We start from the raw sequence: 20,994 nt of genomic DNA on the forward strand, positions 1-20,994 counted from the left end.
CATCCTTAACGAATTCGTTTAAAAATATAATCTACGTTTAGTGTGTGAGAAAGGCTCTCAAAACTAATTTTAAATTGATCTATATCTACATCAACAGGTATGTTGAATTCAAGTTCACAACGCATTTTAATGTTGTCTTCTTGGGAATAAGTGTCTGACTTAAGTGAGCAAATACTAATATTATTGTCGGCAAAAAAGCGCGTTACTTTGCTCAATGTACCAGGGGTGTCTATGCCTGTATATTCTAGTGTGTAACCTGCACAAAACTCGCTAGGAGTATGACTTGCTGTGCGCTTCATCATGGTTAGCAGGCCAAGTTCCATGGCTTTAGTGGGCAGTACGTGTTCTATGCGGCTTATTGCCGACATGTCCCCGCTAAGTAGCATTATAAAGGTAAATTCGCAGCCTAAAATAGCAATACGGCTGTCAATAATGTTGCAGTGGCAATCGCTAACCAGTTGGGTTAGTTCACTTACTATACCGGGTCTGTCTTCGCCAATCGCTGTTAAAACAATTTGATGATTTGAAAATGCAGTCATGAGTTCAAATACCTTGTTACTTGGATTATATCAACCGAGTTGGCAACACCAAAAATACACACGAGAAGTTGCACGGCGGCGAAGTTTAACACAAAAAGGGCTCTAAACTACAGCACACGCTAATTAAGCGCTTTTAAAGTGCGGTGTTTCTTGTTTTTACTGGCACGGGAAAGTACCATAGCTAAAATTTGCTTATTTGCGCTTAGTTGCTTACTAAGTTGAAGTGCTGAACTTTATTGCATTTAGGCAGCCAAATAATAAATGTAAAGTTAATATTGATTTTACACTGAACCAAATCGGTATTACCCACTCATATATTTGTTAAAACAATTAAAGGGTATGCTAAGGAGAAATATCTGTGCAGTATTGGATCCCAAAAGCACTTGCAGTAAGTGTATTGGTAAGTTTATCAGGGTGTAGTGTATTTATTAATAAGGCACATGACGAGCGTAACTATCGTACGCATGAGCCTGTAAAAGCACCAGCGTCGTTATCTCAACCAGCTCAAGACCCAGTTTATAAAATGGATGTAGGTCAATACGACAACAATCCTGAAGCTACAAATTACCGCCCACCGGCACAAGTATTAACAATTGCTAAAGGCAGTTGGGTAGAAGAGACAGATAAACAAGCGCGTATTTATTTTGATAAAAACGATGGCATTGCTGATTTAGATGAATTTCTTTGGGACACGATTAAATCTGTCCTAGCTGATAATAATGCAGGAACTACTAAAGAAGATAAGCTACTTGGTATTATTGAAACTGATTGGTACTCAATTATTAAAACCGAAGAAGGTTTTTGGTGGTGGGGCGATGAAGTTAACGATGATTTAGAAAAGTTTAGATTCACTATTGAAGAAAAGTCACATCAACGTACTGCGTCTTTACGTGTAGAGCTGATTGATTTTAAAGGTGATAAAACGTTAACAGACTTACTCAAGCAGCAGCTAGAAGTACGTGCGCTTAACCAAGTAGTGAGCGAGTTTGATTACCGTTACCGTCAACTTGAAGTTGATATGCGTAAACGCCAAGGTATTATTTCTCTTGAAATGGGCTTTGATAATAAAGGTAATGCAGCGCTTGTAACTGAGCAATCTTACGACGCTGTGTTTGACCGTTTCTCTGGGTTTTTAGAGCGCTTGTCGTTCTCTATTGTTGAAATTAACCCAGATACGGGCTTAATTACTGCAGATTATACTAAACCAGAAACAAGCGTTTGGGATTCAATTTGGGGTGATGACGTAGCTCAACTACCTATTGATGAAGGCCAATACCAAATTTTAGTAAGCAAAACTAAAGAAGGCGGTACTAGCTTAACGTGGATGGATGATAAAGGCGAAACGCTTGAGCCAGGTACTATGAATGGTTTACAACAAGCATTAGAAGCAGCACTCATTCAGCGCGGCATTAAAATTTAAATAATAATAAGTTTTACCACAAAAAGAGCGCTATGCTCTTTTTGTGGTTTTTATAGGTTAAACAATATGTCTCAGCTACCTGAACGTTCACACTATACGTGGCGCACTTGGTTTACTTTTTTGGTTCCTTCGTTAATTGGTGTGTTTTTATTTATGACACCCATTAGTACTTCGCAAGGGATGACCATTCCTATTGCAGTTATGGCAAAAGCGGTTCAAGCAATGATGCTTGGCTCTGCTCAAGCAATTATTACCCTCATTATTTGTATTACAGGGGTTATTTCTGTAATTACTAAAGTGTTTAAACCCGCCGCTATATGTAACTCACCTTTGTTAAAGCATTTATTTGATGTGAGCTGGACATGGCTGGTGGTACGCTTATTTGGTATGGCGTTTGGTTTAATGACGTACTTAAGCCTAGGCAGCGAGATGATTACCTCGGCCAATACTGGCGCGCTGGTATTAAATGACTTATTGCCTGTGTTGTTTTCGGTATTTATTTTAGCGGGCTTATTACTGCCGCTATTAATTAACTTTGGTCTATTAGAGCTTGCTGGTACGTTAATGACCAAAGTAATGCGCCCTGTATTTGGTGTACCAGGCAGAAGCGCGGTAGACTGTACTGCGTCGTGGTTAGGTGATGGCAGTGTGGGTATTTTGATGACTGCAAGGCAGTACGATCAAAAGCATTATACACAACGCGAAGCGGCTATTATTGGTACTACGTTTTCAGCGGTTTCAATTACATTTAGTTTAGTGGTGCTTGGGCAAGTTAAACTTGAATACCTATTTGCACCGTTTTACGCAACGGTATGTTTAGCCGGTATTGTTGCCGCTATTATTGTGCCGCGATTACCGCCACTGCGCTTTAAAAAAGACTTACTCATTGATGGCACTGAGCCAGATAGAGACGCTGAAACAATTCCGGGTCATAAAACTTTATTTGGCCATTCGTTAGATGTTGCACTAGCTAAAGCAGATAACTCAACGGGTGTTAAAGGCACTATAAAAGAGGGCGTACATAATGCGCTTGATATGGTGTTTGGTGTGTTACCTGTAGTAATGGCGGTAGGCACATTTGCACTGATCATTGCTGAGCATACGCCTATATTTCAGTATTTAGGTATGCCGTTTGTGCCATTTTTAGAGCTATTGCAAGTACCCGAAGCAGCCGCTGCGTCGCAAACTATTATGGTTGGTTTTGCTGATATGTTTATTCCGTCAATATTAGCAGCAGGGACTATTGAAAGTGATGTAACGCGCTTTATTATTGCCGCAATGAGTGTAACTCAGCTTATTTATATGTCTGAGGTAGGTGCACTTTTACTTGGCAGTAAAATACCGGTAAATATTTTAGAGCTATTTATTATATTTATTTTGCGAACGCTAATTACTTTACCTGTTATTGCGCTAATGGCGCATTGGCTAGTAGGCTAAATTAGCAAAAATATATTTAGCGAGTTGGTATTATTGAAAAAGCCCTGATTGATCAGGGCTTTTTTGTGTCTGTTGTATTTTTTATATTGGCGTTGGGCTTTATAAACTCCTGTTTTGCAGAGAGTCTAATCAGCGCAATATTACCAATGATAATGGCAAGAACAACAGCGACAATAATTACAATATGCCAAGTTTGCATCGCAGTATCACCTAAACTTTAGTACGTTTAAGTGTGACCGCTTTGCACTATAACAGCAATTGATTTACTCAAAAATACAATCAATAACGTTAAAAACGTCTCGCTACCGAAAGCGTTAAAAAGTTAAGACCAGGGTTTGGCTCTTTAAAGCCTGCGTTTGAATAGTGAATAACGCGAAGGGCAACATTGGTGTGGCCAAAATCGGCTACAAGCCCTATGCGGTCTTCAAACTGGTAGTGAGTACTTATGTTTTTACCGGCAAACTGCGTTTCATCAATCAGTGATACACCAATACCTGCTTCTACATAAAATGGGGTGTTGTTAAAACTAAAAGCAGGAAATTGCAGTACAGGTGACATAGCAAGTACTAGGTTTGATTGTGTTTCATCGCCGTGGCGGTATTCCCACATGTTTACGCTGGTTTCAAAGTAAAAGCGTGCATCACCAATAAGGTTTTGCATACCAGGTGCATGATACTGATACGCAAGCTTAACGCCGTTTACGTTACCTTCGCCTTTGAGAAAGTCAACGGCATAACCGTGGTCCGATTGAGCAAAAGCAAGCTTGCCAAAAAGTGAAACTACTAATACAAAAGAGATAATAAGTGTTTTAAGTGACGTTTTCATAGGTGCCAAATGTTCGTTTGATTTAAGTTGATAACTAAATGATAAGGGCGGCCTGTTAACAATTACAATGAGGACAAAATGCCGGTTGTATATGAGCTGTTAATGGAGTTTTCTAACTGCTTGAATTTATTTTATTTATTTGATTGGTGCTAATTGGGCATTAATAAGTTGCTTATTTGTGCCTTTTTTATTGCGTATGGTTCGCGTAAATTACAGCCATCTTAATCACACAGACATATACAATTATGAAACTCTTTAAACTATTCGTTTTAGCCACTGCTTTTTTTAGCAGTTCGTTATTTGCACAAGCTCAGCAATCACCAGATCAGTTACTTGAATCGGTAGCCGACAAGCTTTTTGCAGATATTGGCCAAGTAAACTCAAAAGGTACAGCCAGCAAAGACGCGATGGCTGCCATTGTTGAAAAACGTTTAATGCCACATATTGACGTTAAGTTTGTGTCGTTTAAATTATTAGGTAAACACATTAAAGGTATTGAGCGCGAGCAAGCTGTTCAATTTATAGATGCAGTAGAGCATTACTTAACAGGCACTTACGCCGGTGCACTAATGAAGTACACGGGTCAAAAAGTAGTATTTGAGCGTAATAACGCAAAAAGTGACTCTGAATACGCAACAGTTAATACGCAAATTATTGAGCCAAATGCGCCTACTATCGACTTAAGCTTTAAGCTTCGTTTAGGTAAAAACAATGAGTGGAAAGTATACGATATTGTTGCTGAAGGCATTTCACTATTAAGTGCTAAACAAAAAGAGATTATTCAACGCATTTCTGATGTGGGTTTAGAGCAAGTTATTAGCGAGTTAAAAAGTAAATAGACTATTTGTCTGGATCTGATTAAGCCCAACTCCAACCTCAAAAACGGCCAATTACTTATGTACTTGGCCGTTTTTATATTTTTGCTAAGGACAATACCAATCCACAGTAATACTTAATCATTTAGAACAACTAAATAACGAAATTTTTGCCTTGCTATCACACGGTTTTTTACCTCAAAATAAATCACTTAATTAAGCGAATTGGTATAATCCTAAAGGATTGTTGTTATTGCGTAATTTTGCGCTAGCAGCAAAACAAAGGTGTGCTAGAATATCGGCACTTTGATTAAGCGTGGTGTCAGCTTAAAACTGATATAACTTACCACCCCCAAGCCACACTGGAGTTGTGTTGTTTTAATGGAAAATGTACTGATTTGGCCAAAGGAATACCCATTACTTATTAAAGGACTGGTAGAACAAAACGGTGCCTTTATTTTAGATGCTTTGGAAGCTTGGCCTGCTTGTCGTTCTACAAATGAAGACGATGGTGTATGCACCACCGTGCTGCCACCTATTTATTATTTGGCATGGCTAACCCCGCTGGAGCCATTTGAAGAATGTTACTTTCAACATATCTCTGAATATGACGAAGACGCACAAGCGTATATTAGTGCGGTTAAAAGCCATTACTACGATAATGAATACACCTCTGAAAGCTTAGTGCTTATGCTGTGCCAGCGCCTTGAAAAATACGCAAGCGTGGCTGCACAAAATACCATAGATACGCCACTGTCTTTAGTCGATTTATTTTTTAGTAAACGCTACTTCACCTTAATTGAGCATGCGTTAAATAATAAAAGTAAACTCTCGGCAAAGGACACATTAGCGCTTTGGAAGGAAGTTGATTTTAGAGAGCGCCTAAGTGCGTTTATTCCAGAGTCTATTGCTGACTTGGATACCCTTTGTGAACTTGCCAGCGAAAAAGTAGCTGCGGGTAAAGACTATTTTACGCTGCTTACGCAGGTTTCTCCTGATGTTGACTCTGTTGTACTGCTAGAAAAAGCTTTGCTTACTCATTTACGTAAAAAAACAGCCAAGCAAACAATGGCAATGCGTTTTATTGAGCAAGGCGCTACTGGTGTACTTGCTGATGAAAACAATAAAACAGCCTTTATGTGGGCCGCCGAAAAAGGCTTTGTAAATGTGATCGAAACACTACTTGCAAAGCAAGACAAAAAAGCGACAGATAACTTTGGTAATACTGCACTTCATTATGCTGTGTTTGCTAAAAATGAGTCGTTAATGGTGCTGCTTATTAAAGCCGGATACGATTTTAGGGCACGTAATAAAGAAGGTTTAAGCTGTTACCGTTTAGCGGTGAGTATTAAAGCTAATAACTTAGTTAAATGTTTAGAGCGTGACTTTGGTATTAAAGAACTTTCGCCAGAAGGGCAGTTCGATCGCATTAAAAAAGTGCATGTGCTACATGCTATTGTGACTATATTGCTGCCTTTACAGTTGTTTTTCTTTTTTGATGAAACCCTCTCAATTAAAAGTGAGCTGACGCTGGGTTTAACTATGACTGCAGTGATTTGTTTTTTCTTTGCGACCACTTTAAAACGCTGTGCGCTATATCCACATATTAAACACCCTTGGGGTTTGTTTGTGCTTAGAGGCTTTTCGTTTATTAGCTTAATTGCTCAAATAGGGTTGGCGAGTATTGTGGTGCTAGCTGCCTTGAGCGATTTAGTTTAGCTAGTTTTAAACAATTAATAAAAAACGCGCTTAAAGTAATTTAAGCGCGTTTTTTTGTATATAGCGTTTATGGTTAAGCCTTATTTACCGTGCTCATTTGCTGCTTTTTCTTCAGCTAATTCTTCTTTAAGCTTACGGATTTTTAAACCTTGTTCTTGCCCGCGGTGTCTTGCGTAGTAAGTACAACCAATAAACATTGAAGAGGCAAACACAAGCTCTAACAACACCCAAATTAATTCATCTGGTGCTGCCCACAGCATGGTAAGACCGTGGATAAAATAAAGCATTACAATAAAGTTAGCCCACGCATAGGTGTATGTGTTGTCTTGAATTATGCCTCTTAGCGGCAGCAGTAAAGGAATGATAGGAAAAAACAATGACACCCAACTAGTATTACCGTCTAGAGGGGGTACAAAATACATCCACAAAGGAATCAGAATAAGTAAACCAACATAGCCAAATAGTGCTGCACGTTGAAATTTTACCGTAATCGGCTTTTTAGCTGGACTGTCAGCTGTAGTCATTTAAGTTTTCTCGCAATGTGAGTAAGGCGTTTACCAACGCTTTGGCATATTTTAATTTCGTCTTTGCTTAGCTGTGCACTATTAGCGCTGCCAGCGACGTGTGTTGCACCGTATGGTGTTCCGCCAGTTTGTGTTGCAAGTAGTTCGGGCACATCGTATGGCACACCCATAAGCACCATGCCGTGGTGTAATAGTGGCAAAGATAAGTTAAGTAAGGTTGCTTCATTTCCACCATGCATACTACTTGATGACGAAAATACACACGCTGGCTTATCGATTAATTGGCCTTTTAGCCACAAGTCGCTGGTGGTTTCCCAAAAGCTTTTTGCTTGAGAGGCCATCATGCCAAATCGAGTTGGTGTACCAAATGCTAAACCATCGCAATTTATTAAATCATCTTTGGTGATCACAATATCGTGCGCATTTTTAGCCACAAAGGTGCGAAGTAGTGCACTAGCACCTTGTTGCTCTATCGACTCTGCTATCTCGTGAGCCATCGCTTCAACTGAGCCATGGCTTGAGTGATAAAGCACCACTATGGTTGCACTCATTATAAAACGCTTAGTACGTTTTCTGGTGGACGACCAATCGCTGCTTTATTGTTATTAACTACGATAGGGCGTTCAATCAATTTTGGGTATTTAACCATAGCGTTAATAAGTGCGTCCTCATTTGTTTCATCTTTCAAATTAAGCGCTTTGTAGTCATCTTCTTTTGTGCGCATCATTTCACGTACGGATGAAAAACCAAGTTGGATTACAAGCGTTGAAATTTGCTCGTGAGTAAGAGGGGTTTTTAAATACTCTACAACACTTGGCTCTATCGCTTTACTTTGCAGTAGCGCTAGCGTTTCGCGTGATTTAGAACAACGTGGGTTGTGGTAAATAGTAACAGACATAAAATGATTCCAAAGTGTGAATTGCGTCTATTTTAGGGTAAGCGCTTGCAGACTTAAAGTCTTGCAAGCTCTTTTTGTAAAAGTCGATACTGGGTAAGTAGTGCTTTTAAACGTTGTTGCTTTACAAGTTCGGTTGGCTCTACGAAGTTAAGTGCTTTTTGTACTTCGTCTGCGGCTTTTAAATAAGCACCGTATTGAGCCAATACATCGGCGTTCGCTTCGTGATATGAGGCTAATTTATCTTGTTTTTTATACGCATCAGCAAGAAGTTGCTTGCCTAGGTTATGATCTGGCTTTTCGAGTAAAAAACTCTTCAAAATATTTTCGGCTAGTTCATATTGCTCAGCTTCAAGTGCTGCGTTGGCATAGTTGAGCGTAATTACCTGATTATTAGGGCGATACTGATTTAAATCGGCTAAAAATTTTACGGCTTCATCTGCCTTTTTTTGCGCGATGAGTAAATCGGTATGGGTATCTATATAAAATAGGTTTTTAGGATCGTTTTTTAAAAGCTCGTCTAGTATTGGGGCTGCTTCATCAAGCTTTTTTTGATCAAGTAAGCTAATAGCTAAACCGTACTTTAAAGCGGTGTTATCGTAGCTATTTTCGCGTAGTCGTTTTCTAAATAGGTCTTCGGCGTTTTCTGGTTTGTTGTCGTAGCGCGCAAGCACGCGGCTTTTAGCTAAATTAAACTCAAGACTGGCACTCATATGACGCACAGGAAATTGCTCTGCACGCAAACGCACATCTGATACTCGGCTCTCTGGTAATGGGTGAGTAAGTAAAAACGCAGGTGGTTTATATTTATAACGAATTTGCGCGGCAAGTTTAGTTAAAAATTCGCTCGATGCACGTGCATCAAAGCCTGCATTGTTAAGCGTTTGCATGCCTATGCGGTCAGCTTCTTGCTCGGCTGAGCGACTATGCGTTAACTGACTAAAAGCAGATTGTGTTTGGCTGGCAGATATAATCGCAATACCCGCATCTGGTGCAACAACGGTTGCTAATATTCCGGCTATCATACCGGCAATAGTCAGCGCGCTGTTATCTTGTTGTTGCTGTATTCTTCGCGCTAAGTGGCGCTGTGTTACGTGAGCTATTTCGTGGCCAAGCACTGAGGCAAACTGGCTCTCGTTATCGGCTTGAGCTATTAACCCTGTATGCACGCCTACATGGCCGCCATAAAAGGCAAAGGCATTTATTTCTGAGTTATTTATCCAAAAAAACGAAAACGGAAAGCGCACGTCATTAGCATTAGCAACGAGTTTACGGCCAATAGTTGTGAGGTATTCATCAAGCACTGGGTCATTTATTACTGGTGATGAGCCTCGTATTTGCATCATCATTACTTCGCCAATGGCTTGTTCTTTTTCGAGTGGCAGTGCTTGTAATGCAGATGTTCCTAAATCAGGAAGCGTAAAGTTAGTTTGCGCTTTTAAAGGTTCGCTTATTAATAAGCTAAACGTAAGCGCAGCACTGCATAAAGTGATAAATGCTGATTTTAGCTGCATTTTATTCCTTGTTAATTTGTTCGCCAATTGCAATTTTGGCTATGTCTATTTCGTCACTGCTTGCACGGCTGTCTTTTTCGCACAATTGGTACAGTTCTTTTATTGTGACTCCATCAAGCTTTACAACGTTCAATTCTCGCTGCAAAAAAGTAATAATTTTATGTACTACTTTGTGTGCATGTAAAATAATGGCTTTATCTGCTTTGTCGCCTCGTTCAAAATAAAAGCCAATAAACTTATGTAACTGACTTATTCTGATCAAGTTTTTCATTGAATGTGGGTCCCACACTCTAAACTCCATAAAGCGATTGTTTTTTATGTATTGATCAACAATAACATCTTTAGCATAAGGCTGTGCCCATAGCTCAAAGCCTCTGTCGGTAAATACTTGGTGCAGCGCAATACGTGGCTTATGTTTGGTATGTATTTCACCTAAGTTATCTTCATAGCCTTCTAATAAATCTAAGTTCCAATTGCGTTTATCTAAAAGTTGTTTAACTGCATTGTCGAACCCATGATCTAAAATTCCTTCTGATTCGCTTATTGATGAGGCAACAAGGTGATAAAAAGGAGGTAGTTCGCCCCAATTAATCTGCTTTTTAAACCAATTAATCTCTTTGAGTGTTGGATTACTTGGTAGTTGCGCTTTATTATGCGTGCCAGGCATTAACTTATCCTTACTGCTAGTTATGTTATAAGGATAAACTATTGCAGGAATTGTTTTAACAAAAAGTTACAACGGTTTGAGTATATAAATACGTAGACCGTAAATATGCGACTTATTATTCATTTACTATACGGATAAAGTAGTTATGGTAGAGCGCGATTTAAAAGAGTTTAAGTGTCCTCAGCAATTTGTGCAGTTCAAGCTTGCGCTTCGAAGTGCACAGTCATCAAAACAATGCATCACTTTTAGTCTTAATAAAGGTGAAAGTGCGAACGACATTGAACGTTTTTTGCAAAAAAATGCTTATAGTTACAATTTTGATAAACAACGTGGGTTGTTATTAGTGGAGCCATTACATGTTTGAATACGTAAAAACATGGTACGAAAGGAAGTTCTCTGATCCTCATTCGTCTACCTTATTATTTTTATTATTGGTATCAGTTGCCTTACTTTACTTTTTTGGCGCGTTAATTGTTCCTGTGCTTGTTGCACTGGTTATCGCTTATTTACTAGATTGGCCGGTTGTTCATTTAGAGCGTGTTGGCTTAAAACGTTTTACTGCAACAATTATTGTAATGTTGATATTTATTAGCATTATGCTCACTCTTATTTTAGTTATTGGCCCAGTGCTTTGGAAGCAAACCAGTAACTTAGTGCAAGAAACACCGCATATGCTAGAGCAGGGGAAGTCTTATTTAATGGCTTTACCTGAACAATACCCAAGTTTAATTAATATAGAACAAGTACAAGCTATTGTTGCAACCGTAGAAGCTAAAATTATTGAGTTTGGTCAAGCGGTGTTATCGTTTTCACTTACGTCTTTAAAAGATGTTGTTGCTTGGCTTATATATTTGGTACTTGTGCCGTTACTGGTGTTTTTTATGCTTAAAGATAAGCTGGAGCTGACAGGGAGTATAGCTAAACTGATCCCGCAGCAACGACGCTTGATTTTACAAGTGTGGAACGAAATGAACCAACAAATTATGAATTACATTCGCGGTAAAGTATTCGAAATTTTAATTGTTGGTGGTGTGTCTTTCATTGCATTTACTGTTTTAGATTTGCGCTATGCAGCTTTACTTGGTGTGCTTGTTGGCTTTTCGGTATTAATTCCATTTATTGGCGCGGCACTCGTCACTATTCCGGTAGCGGCAGTTGCACTGTTTCAGTTTGGATTAGAAACGCAGTTTTGGACCATTTTAATCATTTATGGAATTATTCAAGCGCTTGATGGCAATGTACTTGTACCGCTGTTGTTTTCTGAGGCAGTTGATTTAAATCCGGTATTTATAATTGTCGCGGTATTATTTTTTGGTGGCTTATGGGGATTTTGGGGTGTATTTTTTGCCATCCCGTTGGCCTCATTAGTAAAAGCGCTAATAACAGCTTGGTCGTCAACGCACGAAGAGATCAGCAAAGAGCTCAGTGAATAGTTAAGCAAACAGACTTTTAGTTTAAAAAAGCATAGTAAACGCACCTCTAGTGCTAATTGATTATTACTCATTACCTGTAAATTTATGTACTATTGGTAATAAGATATATTTTTTAGTAATAAGGTGCGTTTTTTAATGTCTGAGTTTTTATTGCACGATGAGCCAGTAAAACAAGTTTACCTTGATGCAAATGCAACGACCCCTGTGTTGCCTTGTATTGCTGATGTTGTTTCTCATACCATGCAAATATGTTTTGGTAATCCTTCAAGCCCGCATATCACAGGTATTCAAGCCAAGCATTTATTAGAACAAACACGTCAAAAGGCACGCACGGTTATTGGCGCAACTAATGGCGATATCCTATTTACCTCTGGTGCAACGGAGGGTATTCAAACTGCGGTGGTTTCTACATTAATTAATGCTAAAAAGCAGTCTATTAAAAACCCTGTATTATTATATGGCGCAACTGAGCATAAAGCGGTGCCAAATACACTTAAACATTGGAATAGCGTACTTGACGTTAATGCTGAGGTGCTTGCTATTCCGGTTGATAGTAACGGTATTTTAGATTTAGATTTTATCGCAGAGCATATTAATAACGCTTTGATGATTTGCACCATGGCCGTTAATAACGAAACCGGTGTATATCAAGATTTACACGCTATAGAGCAGGTGATCCGTAGCCGTAACAAAAATGTATCGTGGATGGTGGATTGCGTACAGGCACTCGGTAAACAAGCGCTCGCACTGAGTAATACGACTATTGATTACGCTCCTTTTTCGGGGCATAAGCTTTACGCACCTAAAGGTATTGGCTTTTTATATATTCGTAGTGGCAGTGCGTATACACCTTTTATAGCGGGTGGCGGTCAAGAAAGTGGAATGCGTTCAGGCACCGAAAATCTACCCGGTATTGCAGGGTTAAACAAACTATTTAGTATGTTGCTTGATAAATCAGACGATACATTTAAACCAATTAGCACACTAAACTCTTATCGAAGCCAGTTACAAAGCGCGATAAAAGACACCTTTGGCGATATTACATTCAATCATGATTTTGCTTATAGCGTGCCTACCACACTTAACTTTGCGGTAAACGATTTAACGAGCAAAGAAGTGATTGATTTATTTGATGCTGCGGGCATTCGCGTAAGTGGTGGCTCGGCTTGTAGTACGGGCGCATCAACAAGTTTTGTTTTAGATGCAATGGGTGCAAGTAAGTGGCAAAGTGAAAATGCGATTAGGCTATCGTTTGGACCTGCGGCAACACAACACGATATTGATGATGCTTGTGTGCGTATTCGCGCTCTTAAAGCAATACTACAGGCTAACTGTTTAATTGTATCTGATAGCACTACACCACAACAAGAAGTGTGCGCACTTGGCCTTACTCAGTTTAGGCACCAAGGAGCATGTAGTTGGCTTTATGTAAGCGATGATAAATACGCAGTTATAATAGACCCGATTGTTGAGCTTATTCCGCGCTTTGAAAAAATAGCTAATACACAAAACTTAACTATATCAGCGGTGCTTAATACACATCTGCATCAAGAGCGAGAGTCAGCGACTAATTTATTAACCAGTGTTCTGGCATCAAGAGTTGTAAAAGGTGAGGTTGATGCTTTAGGTTGGCCACTAAATGCAGAAAGTATTAGCTTAGCAAATGACGTACTTGAAAAAGTAGCGACACCTGGGCACAGCAAAGATAGCGTAAGTTATTTATTAAAAAATAGTAATGGCGAAACGCGTTATTGTTTTTGTGGTGATTTAATTTTGCCTGCAGGACTTGGCAATACATCGCTTATGGGTGGGGATGCAAAAGCAATGGCACGCTCTATTTTAGCAATAAGCGAGAAACTTAATAGCACCAGCATTATTTGCTCAGGGCACGACTACCAACAATGTTTTGCCATGAACTGGGCTGTACAACAAAACCAAACGCCATTACTTAATGCGTTAGTAAGCGGCAGTATTTCAGCTGATGAATTTACAATACAAAAGCAGCAGTACGACGCTTCAAAGCAAGTAAATAACACGCAATTGTGTGGTTATGTAAATGCATTGCCTGAGATTGATACACAGCAATTAAATTTTGATGACGCTAAAGCAATGTTAAACACCAGCGATGTGTATTTAATAGATACTCGGGAGCCGTATGAACATGGAGCAAATAATGTTGCTCAGTTATTTAATACACTTGATGAAAAAACATTAAATATACCGCTTAGCAGAATGGCAAATGCGGTATTTGAAGGGCAGTTAAGTAAAAATAACAACTATATTTTATTATGCCGCAGTGGTAACCGCTCAAAGATTGCTGCGAGCAATTTAATGCAGCTAGGGTACAAAACTGTTTATAACCTAAGTGGTGGGCTAGCGCTTAGTAATTAAGCAAAGATTGTAATTTATACAAAATCGGCTTTAGAGCCGATTTTTTGTTTTTAAGGTTTATTTGTTTGCAAGGCAAACAATTACAGTAATTAGTGAATAACTATGAAAAGTAATTAGCAGCGCTTATAAAAATTCATTAATATTTCATTTTGATTGATTAAGCTATGCCGTTGCCTTTAAAATTACAGGTAAATTAATTTATAAAATTTTTATGATACCGGTGTCAAAAGCTAAAAATTGCGTTATCATCTGCACATAAAATTATAAAAACAGCACTTTTTTTGCATTTTTAGTTATACTATTTGCGCTTTAATTTAGTGTGAATAAGTAGTATTAAGAGTTTTGCTTTTATAAAAAACATTTTTAAATCAATTGATTGAAAAAAATAGAGGATATTTCCATGTCTAACCGAACGCAACTAGCAAGTTGGCAAGCACTAGAACAAAGTGCAGCTAAGATGAAACAAACACATCTAAAAACGTTATTTGCACAAGATGACACGCGCTTTTCTCAGTTTTCTACTCAAGTACCAGGCGTATTATTCGACTATTCTAAGCAACTTATTGATAACGATGTTTTTGCTAACTTAATGTCGCTTGCTAAAGAATGCGATATTGCATCGTGGCGCGATAAAATGTTTAGCGGTGAAAAAATAAATATCACTGAGGACCGCTCAGTTTTGCATACGGCACTTCGTAATCGTGCTCACACTCCATTAATTGTTGATGGCGAAAACGTGACACAAGCCGTAGACAACGAGTTAGCTAAAATTAAAGTGTTTGTAGAAAAAGTTCGTAGCGGTAAATGGTTAGGCTATACCGGCAAAGCGGTAAAAGATGTTGTAAGTATTGGTGTTGGTGGCTCTAACCTTGGTCCACAAATGGCAACTGAGGCATTAAAAGCACTTGCTGATGATACGTTAAATGTTCACTACGTATCTAATGCTGACGGTGTACAAATTTCGTCTATATTAAAAGCCATTGACCCTGAAACAACATTATTTGTTATTTCGTCAAAAACATTTACTACGTCAGAAACCATGACAAACGCAAAGACGGCGGTTGACTGGTTTTTACAAACAACAAAAGATGAAAGTACAATTGCAAAGCATTTTGTTGCAGTAAGTACAAATTTAGAAAAAACGGCAGCCTTTGGTATCAGCGACGAAAACGTATTCACTATGTGGGATTGGGTTGGTGGTCGCTTTTCACTTTGGAGTGCGATAGGCTTACCAATTGCTTTATATTTAGGCTACGACGCCTTTGAAGCAATTTTAGAAGGTGCGTTTGAAATAGACGAGCACTTTAAATCAGCGCCGTTTGAGCAAAATATACCATTAATTATGGCATTGCTTAGTGTATGGAATACGAGCTTTTTAGGTTATACAGCGCAAGCTATATTACCGTACGATCAAGCACTTCATATGTTGCCTGCGTATTTACAGCAAGGCGAAATGGAAAGTAACGGTAAACACGTTAACTTTGCAGGCGAAACGGTACCTTATACTACAGTTCCAATTATTTGGGGCATGACGGGTATTAATGGTCAGCATGCCTTTTATCAGTGTTTACACCAAGGTAATGTAATTGTACCTGCAGATTTTATTGCATCAGTTAAGCCACAAGTGAATGTTGATAAGCATCACGATATTTTATTATCGAACTTCTTTGCACAAACAGAAGCGATGATGAGTGGTGTAGATGCAGCGCAAGTTACAGCTGATTTAACCGCTAAGGGTAAATCGCAAGCAGAGATTGATGAGTTATTAAATCATAAAATTCATCAAGGTAATCGTCCTACAACGTCTATGCTATTAGATACAGTAGATGCTAAAACAGTGGGCCGTTTAATTGCACTGTATGAGCATAAGATATTTTGCCAAGGCATTATTTTAGAAATATGCTCGTTTGACCAATGGGGTGTAGAGCTGGGTAAAGGTTTAGCATCTAAAATTGAGAGTGAACTCACTGATGATAGCGTGAAACACGCTCATGATAGTTCTACAAACGGCTTAATGGCGTACTACAAACAAAACCGTACGCAGTAAAAAATTCGCTTACGCAAGTAAGTAAACCGAGTACCTTTGAACGGGTAGCGCTGGAGTGCTTAGGGTCTGTATTTTTGTGAGAGGAGATACAGGGCCCCTAAGGCTCATTTAATAAGCGCAATGATAAACAATAATAATAAATCATCGATACAGAACAATTCAGCAGGCTTTTATTTAAATACAGCTATAAAAGCCATCTAATCTAGCAATAAATAGGCATACCCGCGCATTTACAAAATGTACTGGGTATCACAACGTAGAGAGTAACTATGCTTAATCCTTTTGATATTATAATTTTTGGGGGCGGTGGTGATCTTGCGTTACGCAAATTGCTACCTGCAATGTACAGAGCATATCAAGAAGGTAACTTACCTGAAGGCTCACGTATCCTACCAACAGTGCGCGAAGAATCGAAACGTGCTGAATACATAGAAACAGCGCATAAAGCATTACAAGAATTTTTAAGCAAAGGTGAGTTTAACGCTAAAGATTGGAAAGCGTTTTCTACTTTTTTAGTGCCAGTGGTAAGTAATGTTACAGAAGCAGACGACAACTGGGATGTGCTAAAAGGCATTTTAGATGAGCACGAAAGCACTAAGTCTCGCGTGTTTTACTTATCGCTTCCGCCTGCTGTTTACGGCACATGTTGTGAAATATTATCGACTAAAGGTTTAATTACACCTACATCACGCGTTGTTGTTGAAAAGCCAATTGGTTATTGCGGTGATTCTGCTGAAGCAATTAATGGAAAAATTGCAGAGTTTTTTAATGAAGAACAAATTTTCCGTATTGACCATTACTTAGGTAAAGAAACAGTACAAAACTTAATGGCGCTGCGTTTTTCAAACTCATTGTTTGAAAATATGTGGGATGCTAAATCTATTGATAATATTCAAATTAGCTTGTCAGAAACGGTTGGTCTTGAAAGCCGCGCTGGTTTTTATGATAAAGCCGGTGCACTTCGTGACATGGTTCAAAACCACTTATTACAACTACTTTGCTTAGTTGCAATGGAGTCGCCTAATAAGCTAAACGCTAACAGCATTCGTAACGAAAAACTAAAAGTATTAGAAGCACTTCGCCCGCTTGTAGATGGTGATGTTGATGAAAATATTGTTCGTGGTCAATACGTACCAGGTGACTTAAACGGTAAAATTGTACCGGGTTACTTAGAAGAGCTAAATGAAGGTTCTAGTAAAACAGAAACGTTTGTAGCTATTCGCGCGCATATTGATAACTGGCGCTGGGCAGGTGTTCCATTTTACCTTCGTACGGGTAAACGTATGGCTAAGCGCTGTGCAGAAATTGTGGTTGAATACAAAAAAGTATCTCACAATATCTACGAAGATAACGTGGGCAATATCGAGCCGAATCGCCTTGTTATTCGTTTGCAGCCAGAGGAAACAATTCAACTAACGCTTATGTCTAAGCGCCTTGATAATCTTCAAATGCAACTTGAGCCAGTAACAATGAATATTGAGCTTTCACAAGCTTACAGCAATGGTTTCCATTCAGATGCGTACAAGCGTTTAATGCTTGATGCTGCTGCAAATAACCCATCGTTATTTATTCACCGTGATGAAGTGCGCCAAGCGTGGAAGTGGATTGATCCAATTATTGATAGATGGCAAGGCAAAGGCAAACCTGCGCTTTACCGTTCTGGTAGTTGGGGACCTGATGATGCTGATGAATTATTAGCAGAAAACAACCACGTATGGTTTAACACAGGCGATAAGGTATAAGCATGGCAACATTAGTTGAAAAGTTTTTTGACGATAAAGACGCGTTAACAGCTGAGCTTTCTGCAACGCTTGAGCAATCATTACGTGATGGCATTAAAAACGATGGCCGTGCTGTATTAATGGTGTCGGGCGGCTCGTCTCCTGCGCCCGCTTATAAGCATTTATCAACGCTTGATTTAGATTGGCAACATGTTGATGTTGCTATGGTTGATGAGCGTTGGGTAGATCCAAACCATGAAAAAAGTAATGAAGCATTTATTAAAAGTACTTTATTACAAAATCATGGTAGTGCTGCCAACTTTATTACTATGAAGAACGCTGCAGCAACGGCTCAACAGGGCGCACAAGAGTGTGAAGCGGCTTATAGCGAGCTAAAAAGCCCATATGATGTAACTATTTTAGGTATGGGCCCAGATGGCCATACAGCGTCGTTATTCCCAAATGCAGACGGTTTAGAGCATGGTTTAACAACTGAGCAAACAGTATGTGCGATTAATGCGATACAAAGTGATGTGACGGGTAGTATTACTGAGCGAATGACATTAACTTTAAATGCCATTGCGCAATCTAAAGTGGTTAAGCTTTTAATTAGCGGTGAAGAAAAACTCGCTGTTTATAAGCAAGCAAAAGCGGGCGGCGATGTTAATGACATGCCACTTCGCGCTGTGCTTAATCACCCAAGTATAAATATTGAAGTATATTGGGCGCCTTAATTTAGATGCCAATTTAACTTTTAAAGGCCGCTTATATAAGCGGCCTTTTTTATTTGCTTAAATTTAAGCCTAAACACTGCAAAAAAATAGCTTTGAACTGTTAACCAATGTTAATGAATAACTTTGGTTTGTATTAAAATTAACCACGAAGTGTGTTGTTTTTGAACAAAATTTATGAGTTTGAGCTGTATGTTTTTTAGCAACGTTCAGATTTAGTTAAATTTTATTTTTTCATGGTTGTTGTCATAAAAGTTTCCCTTCCTTTTTTAGCTCAAAAGCATTAGCCTAAAGGCATTAACAATGAAACATATAAATTAAAATAAACGGAGCAGTAACATGGCGGAGCAACAAGTACAGCCTTTACACAACGAAAAACATGCCAACACTAAAATTCAAAACGGCATCAATGTAGAATTCATGAAAACTCAACACTTAGTGCCAGTAGTTGCACATGAGTTTGCACGTGTAGCAAACGAGTTTCCAATGTCATTCGTTAAAAATAACGAAACCGGCACTTTTCAAGCAGTTGCTATGTTTGGCTTAGAGCCAGGCGAAAACCTTTTTGTAGAAGATGGTAAATGGACTGCAGCATTTGCACCTATGGCATCTACTCGTTACCCACTTGGTTTAGTTAAACACCCAGATCAAGATCAATACGGTATCGTAATTGACGAAGCAAGTGCGCTTGTTGGTGAAGACGAAGGTAATGCATTATTTGAAAACGGCGAAGAAACAGATTACCTAAAACGTCGTAAAGAAGCGCTAGTATCATTTATTGAGTTTTCTCAAGTAACTGAAGCGTTCACTAAATTCCTTGCTGATAAAGAGCTACTAATTGCGCAAACGCTAACAGTAGACATTAAAGGCGAGAAAAAAGACATCAACGGTATTTACCTTATCGATGAGAAAAAACTAAACGAGTTAAGCGATGCTGATTTCTTAGAGCTTCGTAAACGTGGTTACTTAGCACCAATTTACTCGTTCTTAACGTCTACTCACCAAGTAGCACGTTTAGCGCGTTTAAAAGCTAAACAAGCTTAATTACAAACACGTAAAATTTTAAAAAGCGCCTTAAGGCGCTTTTTTATGCCATTAAACTCACTTTAGTTGAAATTAAGTCCGTAACCATTCACATTAGTTTATAACTTCCCCATAAAAGAACTCATTATGAAAACACCATTATTAGCGATTTTTGCGAGCAGCTTTGTTGCTTTAAGTAATAGCGCAGTAGCTGTAGAGACTCCTTTTGCCATTGCGATTCATGGTGGGGCAGGGACAATTGAAAAAGCACGATTTACACCCGCTCAAGAAAAAGAGTATCGTGCAAAATTAACGCAAGCAGTAGAGACAGGTTATAAAGTATTACACCAAGGCGGCGAAAGCTTAGATGCGGTAATTGCAGCAATTGCAGTATTAGAGCAATCCCCTTATTTTAATGCAGGGCGTGGAGCGGTATACACCTACGATGGCGGGCATGAGCTTGATGCATCCATAATGGATGGTCGAAACCGTGAAGCAGGCGCAGTTGCGGGTGTAAAGCATATTGAGAGCCCAATTAACTTAGCACGTTTGGTAATGGATAACTCTGTACATGTAATGCTTAGTGGGCAAGGCGCTGAAGAGTTTGCTAAAGAGCAAGGTGTTGAGCTTGTCGAAAATAACTTATTTGATACCGAGCCTCGCTACAAAGCGCTTTTAAAAGCAAAACAAAAATTAGATAAAGCCAAAGCAACCAGTAAAGAGTACCAAGCCGCGCACAAAGCATTACCTAACTCTTACAAAATGGGCACGGTTGGCGCAGTGGCGCTTGATAAAAATGGTAATTTAGCGGCAGGTACATCAACAGGTGGTATGACCGCAAAACGTTATGGTCGTGTGGGGGATGCGCCGGTAATTGGGGCCGGAACATTTGCTGAAAATGAATCGTGCGCGGTATCGGCAACAGGGCATGGTGAATACTTTATTCGCTATAATGTAGCGAGCGATATATGTGCGCGAGTTAAGTACCAAGGTAAAACCATTGCTGAGGCAGGGGATGAAGTTATAAACGGTGTGCTTAAGCCTATTGGCGGCACTGGCGGCGTAATTATTATTGATACAAAGGGTAATATTAGCTTACCGTTTAATACCTCTGGCATGTATCGGGCAAGTAAATCGAATACGCAAGCGACCTACGTGGGCATTTTTAGTGACGAATAAGTCAACGTCATTTAATTTATTCAATGTAGTTAGCCCTGAAAATAATTGTTTAAAATAAATTTATTATTCACAGTTTAGTTCAATAGCAGCGTTTATATAACAAACAACCCCGCG

Annotated in this window: 20 protein-coding genes; 12 read left to right on the plus strand and 8 right to left on the minus strand. The window is 39.1% G+C overall.

Going from position 1 to position 20,994, the window contains the following annotated elements; translation table 11 throughout:
- Positions 1–5: 5 nt before the first annotated feature.
- Positions 6–539, minus strand: coding sequence for a glycine cleavage system protein R (locus tag H5126_RS18450; RefSeq protein ID WP_007583906.1), 534 nt, complete (start codon positions 537–539; stop codon positions 6–8).
- Between the two features lie 358 nt (positions 540–897).
- Here H5126_RS18450 and bamC point away from each other — a divergent pair, with 358 nt between their 5' ends.
- Entirely contained in the window at positions 898–1,959 is a 1,062-nt protein-coding gene (gene bamC / locus H5126_RS18455; protein WP_039487313.1) for an outer membrane protein assembly factor BamC, read from the plus strand.
- A 66-nt stretch (positions 1,960–2,025) separates the two neighbouring features.
- Complete coding sequence (locus H5126_RS18460; RefSeq protein ID WP_138489349.1) at positions 2,026–3,396, plus strand: YjiH family protein; 1,371 nt, start codon at positions 2,026–2,028, stop codon at positions 3,394–3,396.
- 52 nt (positions 3,397–3,448) lie between these two features.
- Here H5126_RS18460 and H5126_RS18465 read toward each other — a convergent pair whose 3' ends face one another.
- Positions 3,449–3,595, minus strand: a complete 147-nt coding sequence (locus H5126_RS18465) for a DUF2897 family protein (RefSeq protein ID WP_138489348.1) — start codon at positions 3,593–3,595, stop codon at positions 3,449–3,451.
- Between the two features lie 89 nt (positions 3,596–3,684).
- Entirely contained in the window at positions 3,685–4,221 is a 537-nt protein-coding gene (locus tag H5126_RS18470; protein ID WP_182672816.1) for an acyloxyacyl hydrolase, read from the minus strand.
- 245 nt (positions 4,222–4,466) lie between these two features.
- On the opposite strand from H5126_RS18470, the gene H5126_RS18475 reads away from it, so the two are divergent.
- Together H5126_RS18475 and H5126_RS18480 are read left to right on the plus strand one after the other, a co-directional pair.
- Positions 4,467–5,060, plus strand: coding sequence for a phospholipid-binding protein MlaC (locus H5126_RS18475; protein ID WP_024595677.1), 594 nt, complete (start codon positions 4,467–4,469; stop codon positions 5,058–5,060).
- 357 nt (positions 5,061–5,417) lie between these two features.
- The gene (locus H5126_RS18480; RefSeq protein ID WP_182720950.1) at positions 5,418–6,755 is read left to right on the plus strand and encodes an ankyrin repeat domain-containing protein; all 1,338 of its coding nucleotides are present in this window, start codon (positions 5,418–5,420) and stop codon (positions 6,753–6,755) included.
- A gap of 80 nt (positions 6,756–6,835) precedes the next feature.
- Here H5126_RS18480 and H5126_RS18485 read toward each other — a convergent pair whose 3' ends face one another.
- From H5126_RS18485 to H5126_RS18505, 5 genes are read right to left on the minus strand one after another with little or no spacing between them, the layout of a single operon-like run.
- Complete coding sequence (locus H5126_RS18485) at positions 6,836–7,279, minus strand: DUF2069 domain-containing protein (RefSeq protein ID WP_024595679.1); 444 nt, start codon at positions 7,277–7,279, stop codon at positions 6,836–6,838.
- The gene (gene wrbA / locus H5126_RS18490; RefSeq protein WP_024595680.1) at positions 7,276–7,830 is read right to left on the minus strand and encodes an NAD(P)H:quinone oxidoreductase; all 555 of its coding nucleotides are present in this window, start codon (positions 7,828–7,830) and stop codon (positions 7,276–7,278) included. The genes H5126_RS18485 and wrbA overlap by 4 nt, the downstream gene beginning before the upstream one ends.
- Positions 7,830–8,177 (minus strand): arsenate reductase (glutaredoxin), encoded by a 348-nt coding sequence (gene arsC / locus H5126_RS18495; protein WP_024595681.1) that lies wholly within the window; start codon positions 8,175–8,177, stop codon positions 7,830–7,832. Before arsC ends, wrbA begins: the two co-directional genes overlap by 1 nt.
- Before the next feature lie 53 nt (positions 8,178–8,230).
- Positions 8,231–9,688 (minus strand): M48 family metalloprotease, encoded by a 1,458-nt coding sequence (locus H5126_RS18500; RefSeq protein ID WP_039487326.1) that lies wholly within the window; start codon positions 9,686–9,688, stop codon positions 8,231–8,233.
- Position 9,689: 1 nt separating this feature from the next.
- Positions 9,690–10,355, minus strand: a complete 666-nt coding sequence (locus H5126_RS18505; RefSeq protein ID WP_024597628.1) for a hypothetical protein — start codon at positions 10,353–10,355, stop codon at positions 9,690–9,692.
- Between the two features lie 145 nt (positions 10,356–10,500).
- Between H5126_RS18505 and H5126_RS21570 the strand changes: the two genes are divergently transcribed.
- The 8 genes from H5126_RS21570 to H5126_RS18540 all read left to right on the plus strand — a co-directional run bounded on the left by H5126_RS21570 (position 10,501) and on the right by H5126_RS18540 (position 20,880).
- Entirely contained in the window at positions 10,501–10,719 is a 219-nt protein-coding gene (locus H5126_RS21570) for a hypothetical protein (protein WP_024597627.1), read from the plus strand.
- Positions 10,712–11,788: an AI-2E family transporter gene (locus H5126_RS18510; protein ID WP_024606584.1), complete on the plus strand. Its 1,077-nt coding sequence runs from the start codon at positions 10,712–10,714 to the stop codon at positions 11,786–11,788. Before H5126_RS21570 ends, H5126_RS18510 begins: the two co-directional genes overlap by 8 nt.
- Before the next feature lie 135 nt (positions 11,789–11,923).
- Positions 11,924–14,179 (plus strand): aminotransferase class V-fold PLP-dependent enzyme, encoded by a 2,256-nt coding sequence (locus H5126_RS18515; protein ID WP_182720951.1) that lies wholly within the window; start codon positions 11,924–11,926, stop codon positions 14,177–14,179.
- A 400-nt stretch (positions 14,180–14,579) separates the two neighbouring features.
- Positions 14,580–16,226 carry a glucose-6-phosphate isomerase gene (gene pgi / locus H5126_RS18520; protein WP_039487336.1) on the plus strand — a complete coding sequence of 549 codons (1,647 nt, stop codon included), beginning with the start codon at positions 14,580–14,582 and terminating at the stop codon, positions 16,224–16,226.
- 269 nt (positions 16,227–16,495) lie between these two features.
- Positions 16,496–17,968, plus strand: coding sequence for a glucose-6-phosphate dehydrogenase (gene zwf, locus H5126_RS18525; RefSeq protein WP_182696114.1), 1,473 nt, complete (start codon positions 16,496–16,498; stop codon positions 17,966–17,968).
- A gap of 2 nt (positions 17,969–17,970) precedes the next feature.
- Positions 17,971–18,681, plus strand: a complete 711-nt coding sequence (gene pgl, locus H5126_RS18530) for a 6-phosphogluconolactonase (protein ID WP_182693523.1) — start codon at positions 17,971–17,973, stop codon at positions 18,679–18,681.
- A gap of 336 nt (positions 18,682–19,017) precedes the next feature.
- Positions 19,018–19,722, plus strand: a complete 705-nt coding sequence (locus H5126_RS18535; RefSeq protein ID WP_024597622.1) for a SapC family protein — start codon at positions 19,018–19,020, stop codon at positions 19,720–19,722.
- Positions 19,723–19,848: 126 nt separating this feature from the next.
- Positions 19,849–20,880 (plus strand): isoaspartyl peptidase/L-asparaginase family protein, encoded by a 1,032-nt coding sequence (locus H5126_RS18540; RefSeq protein ID WP_182720952.1) that lies wholly within the window; start codon positions 19,849–19,851, stop codon positions 20,878–20,880.
- Positions 20,881–20,994: the final 114 nt, after the last annotated feature.

This window comes from Pseudoalteromonas sp. SG45-3, assembly GCF_014164075.1.
Lineage (GTDB): Bacteria > Pseudomonadota > Gammaproteobacteria > Enterobacterales > Alteromonadaceae > Pseudoalteromonas > Pseudoalteromonas distincta.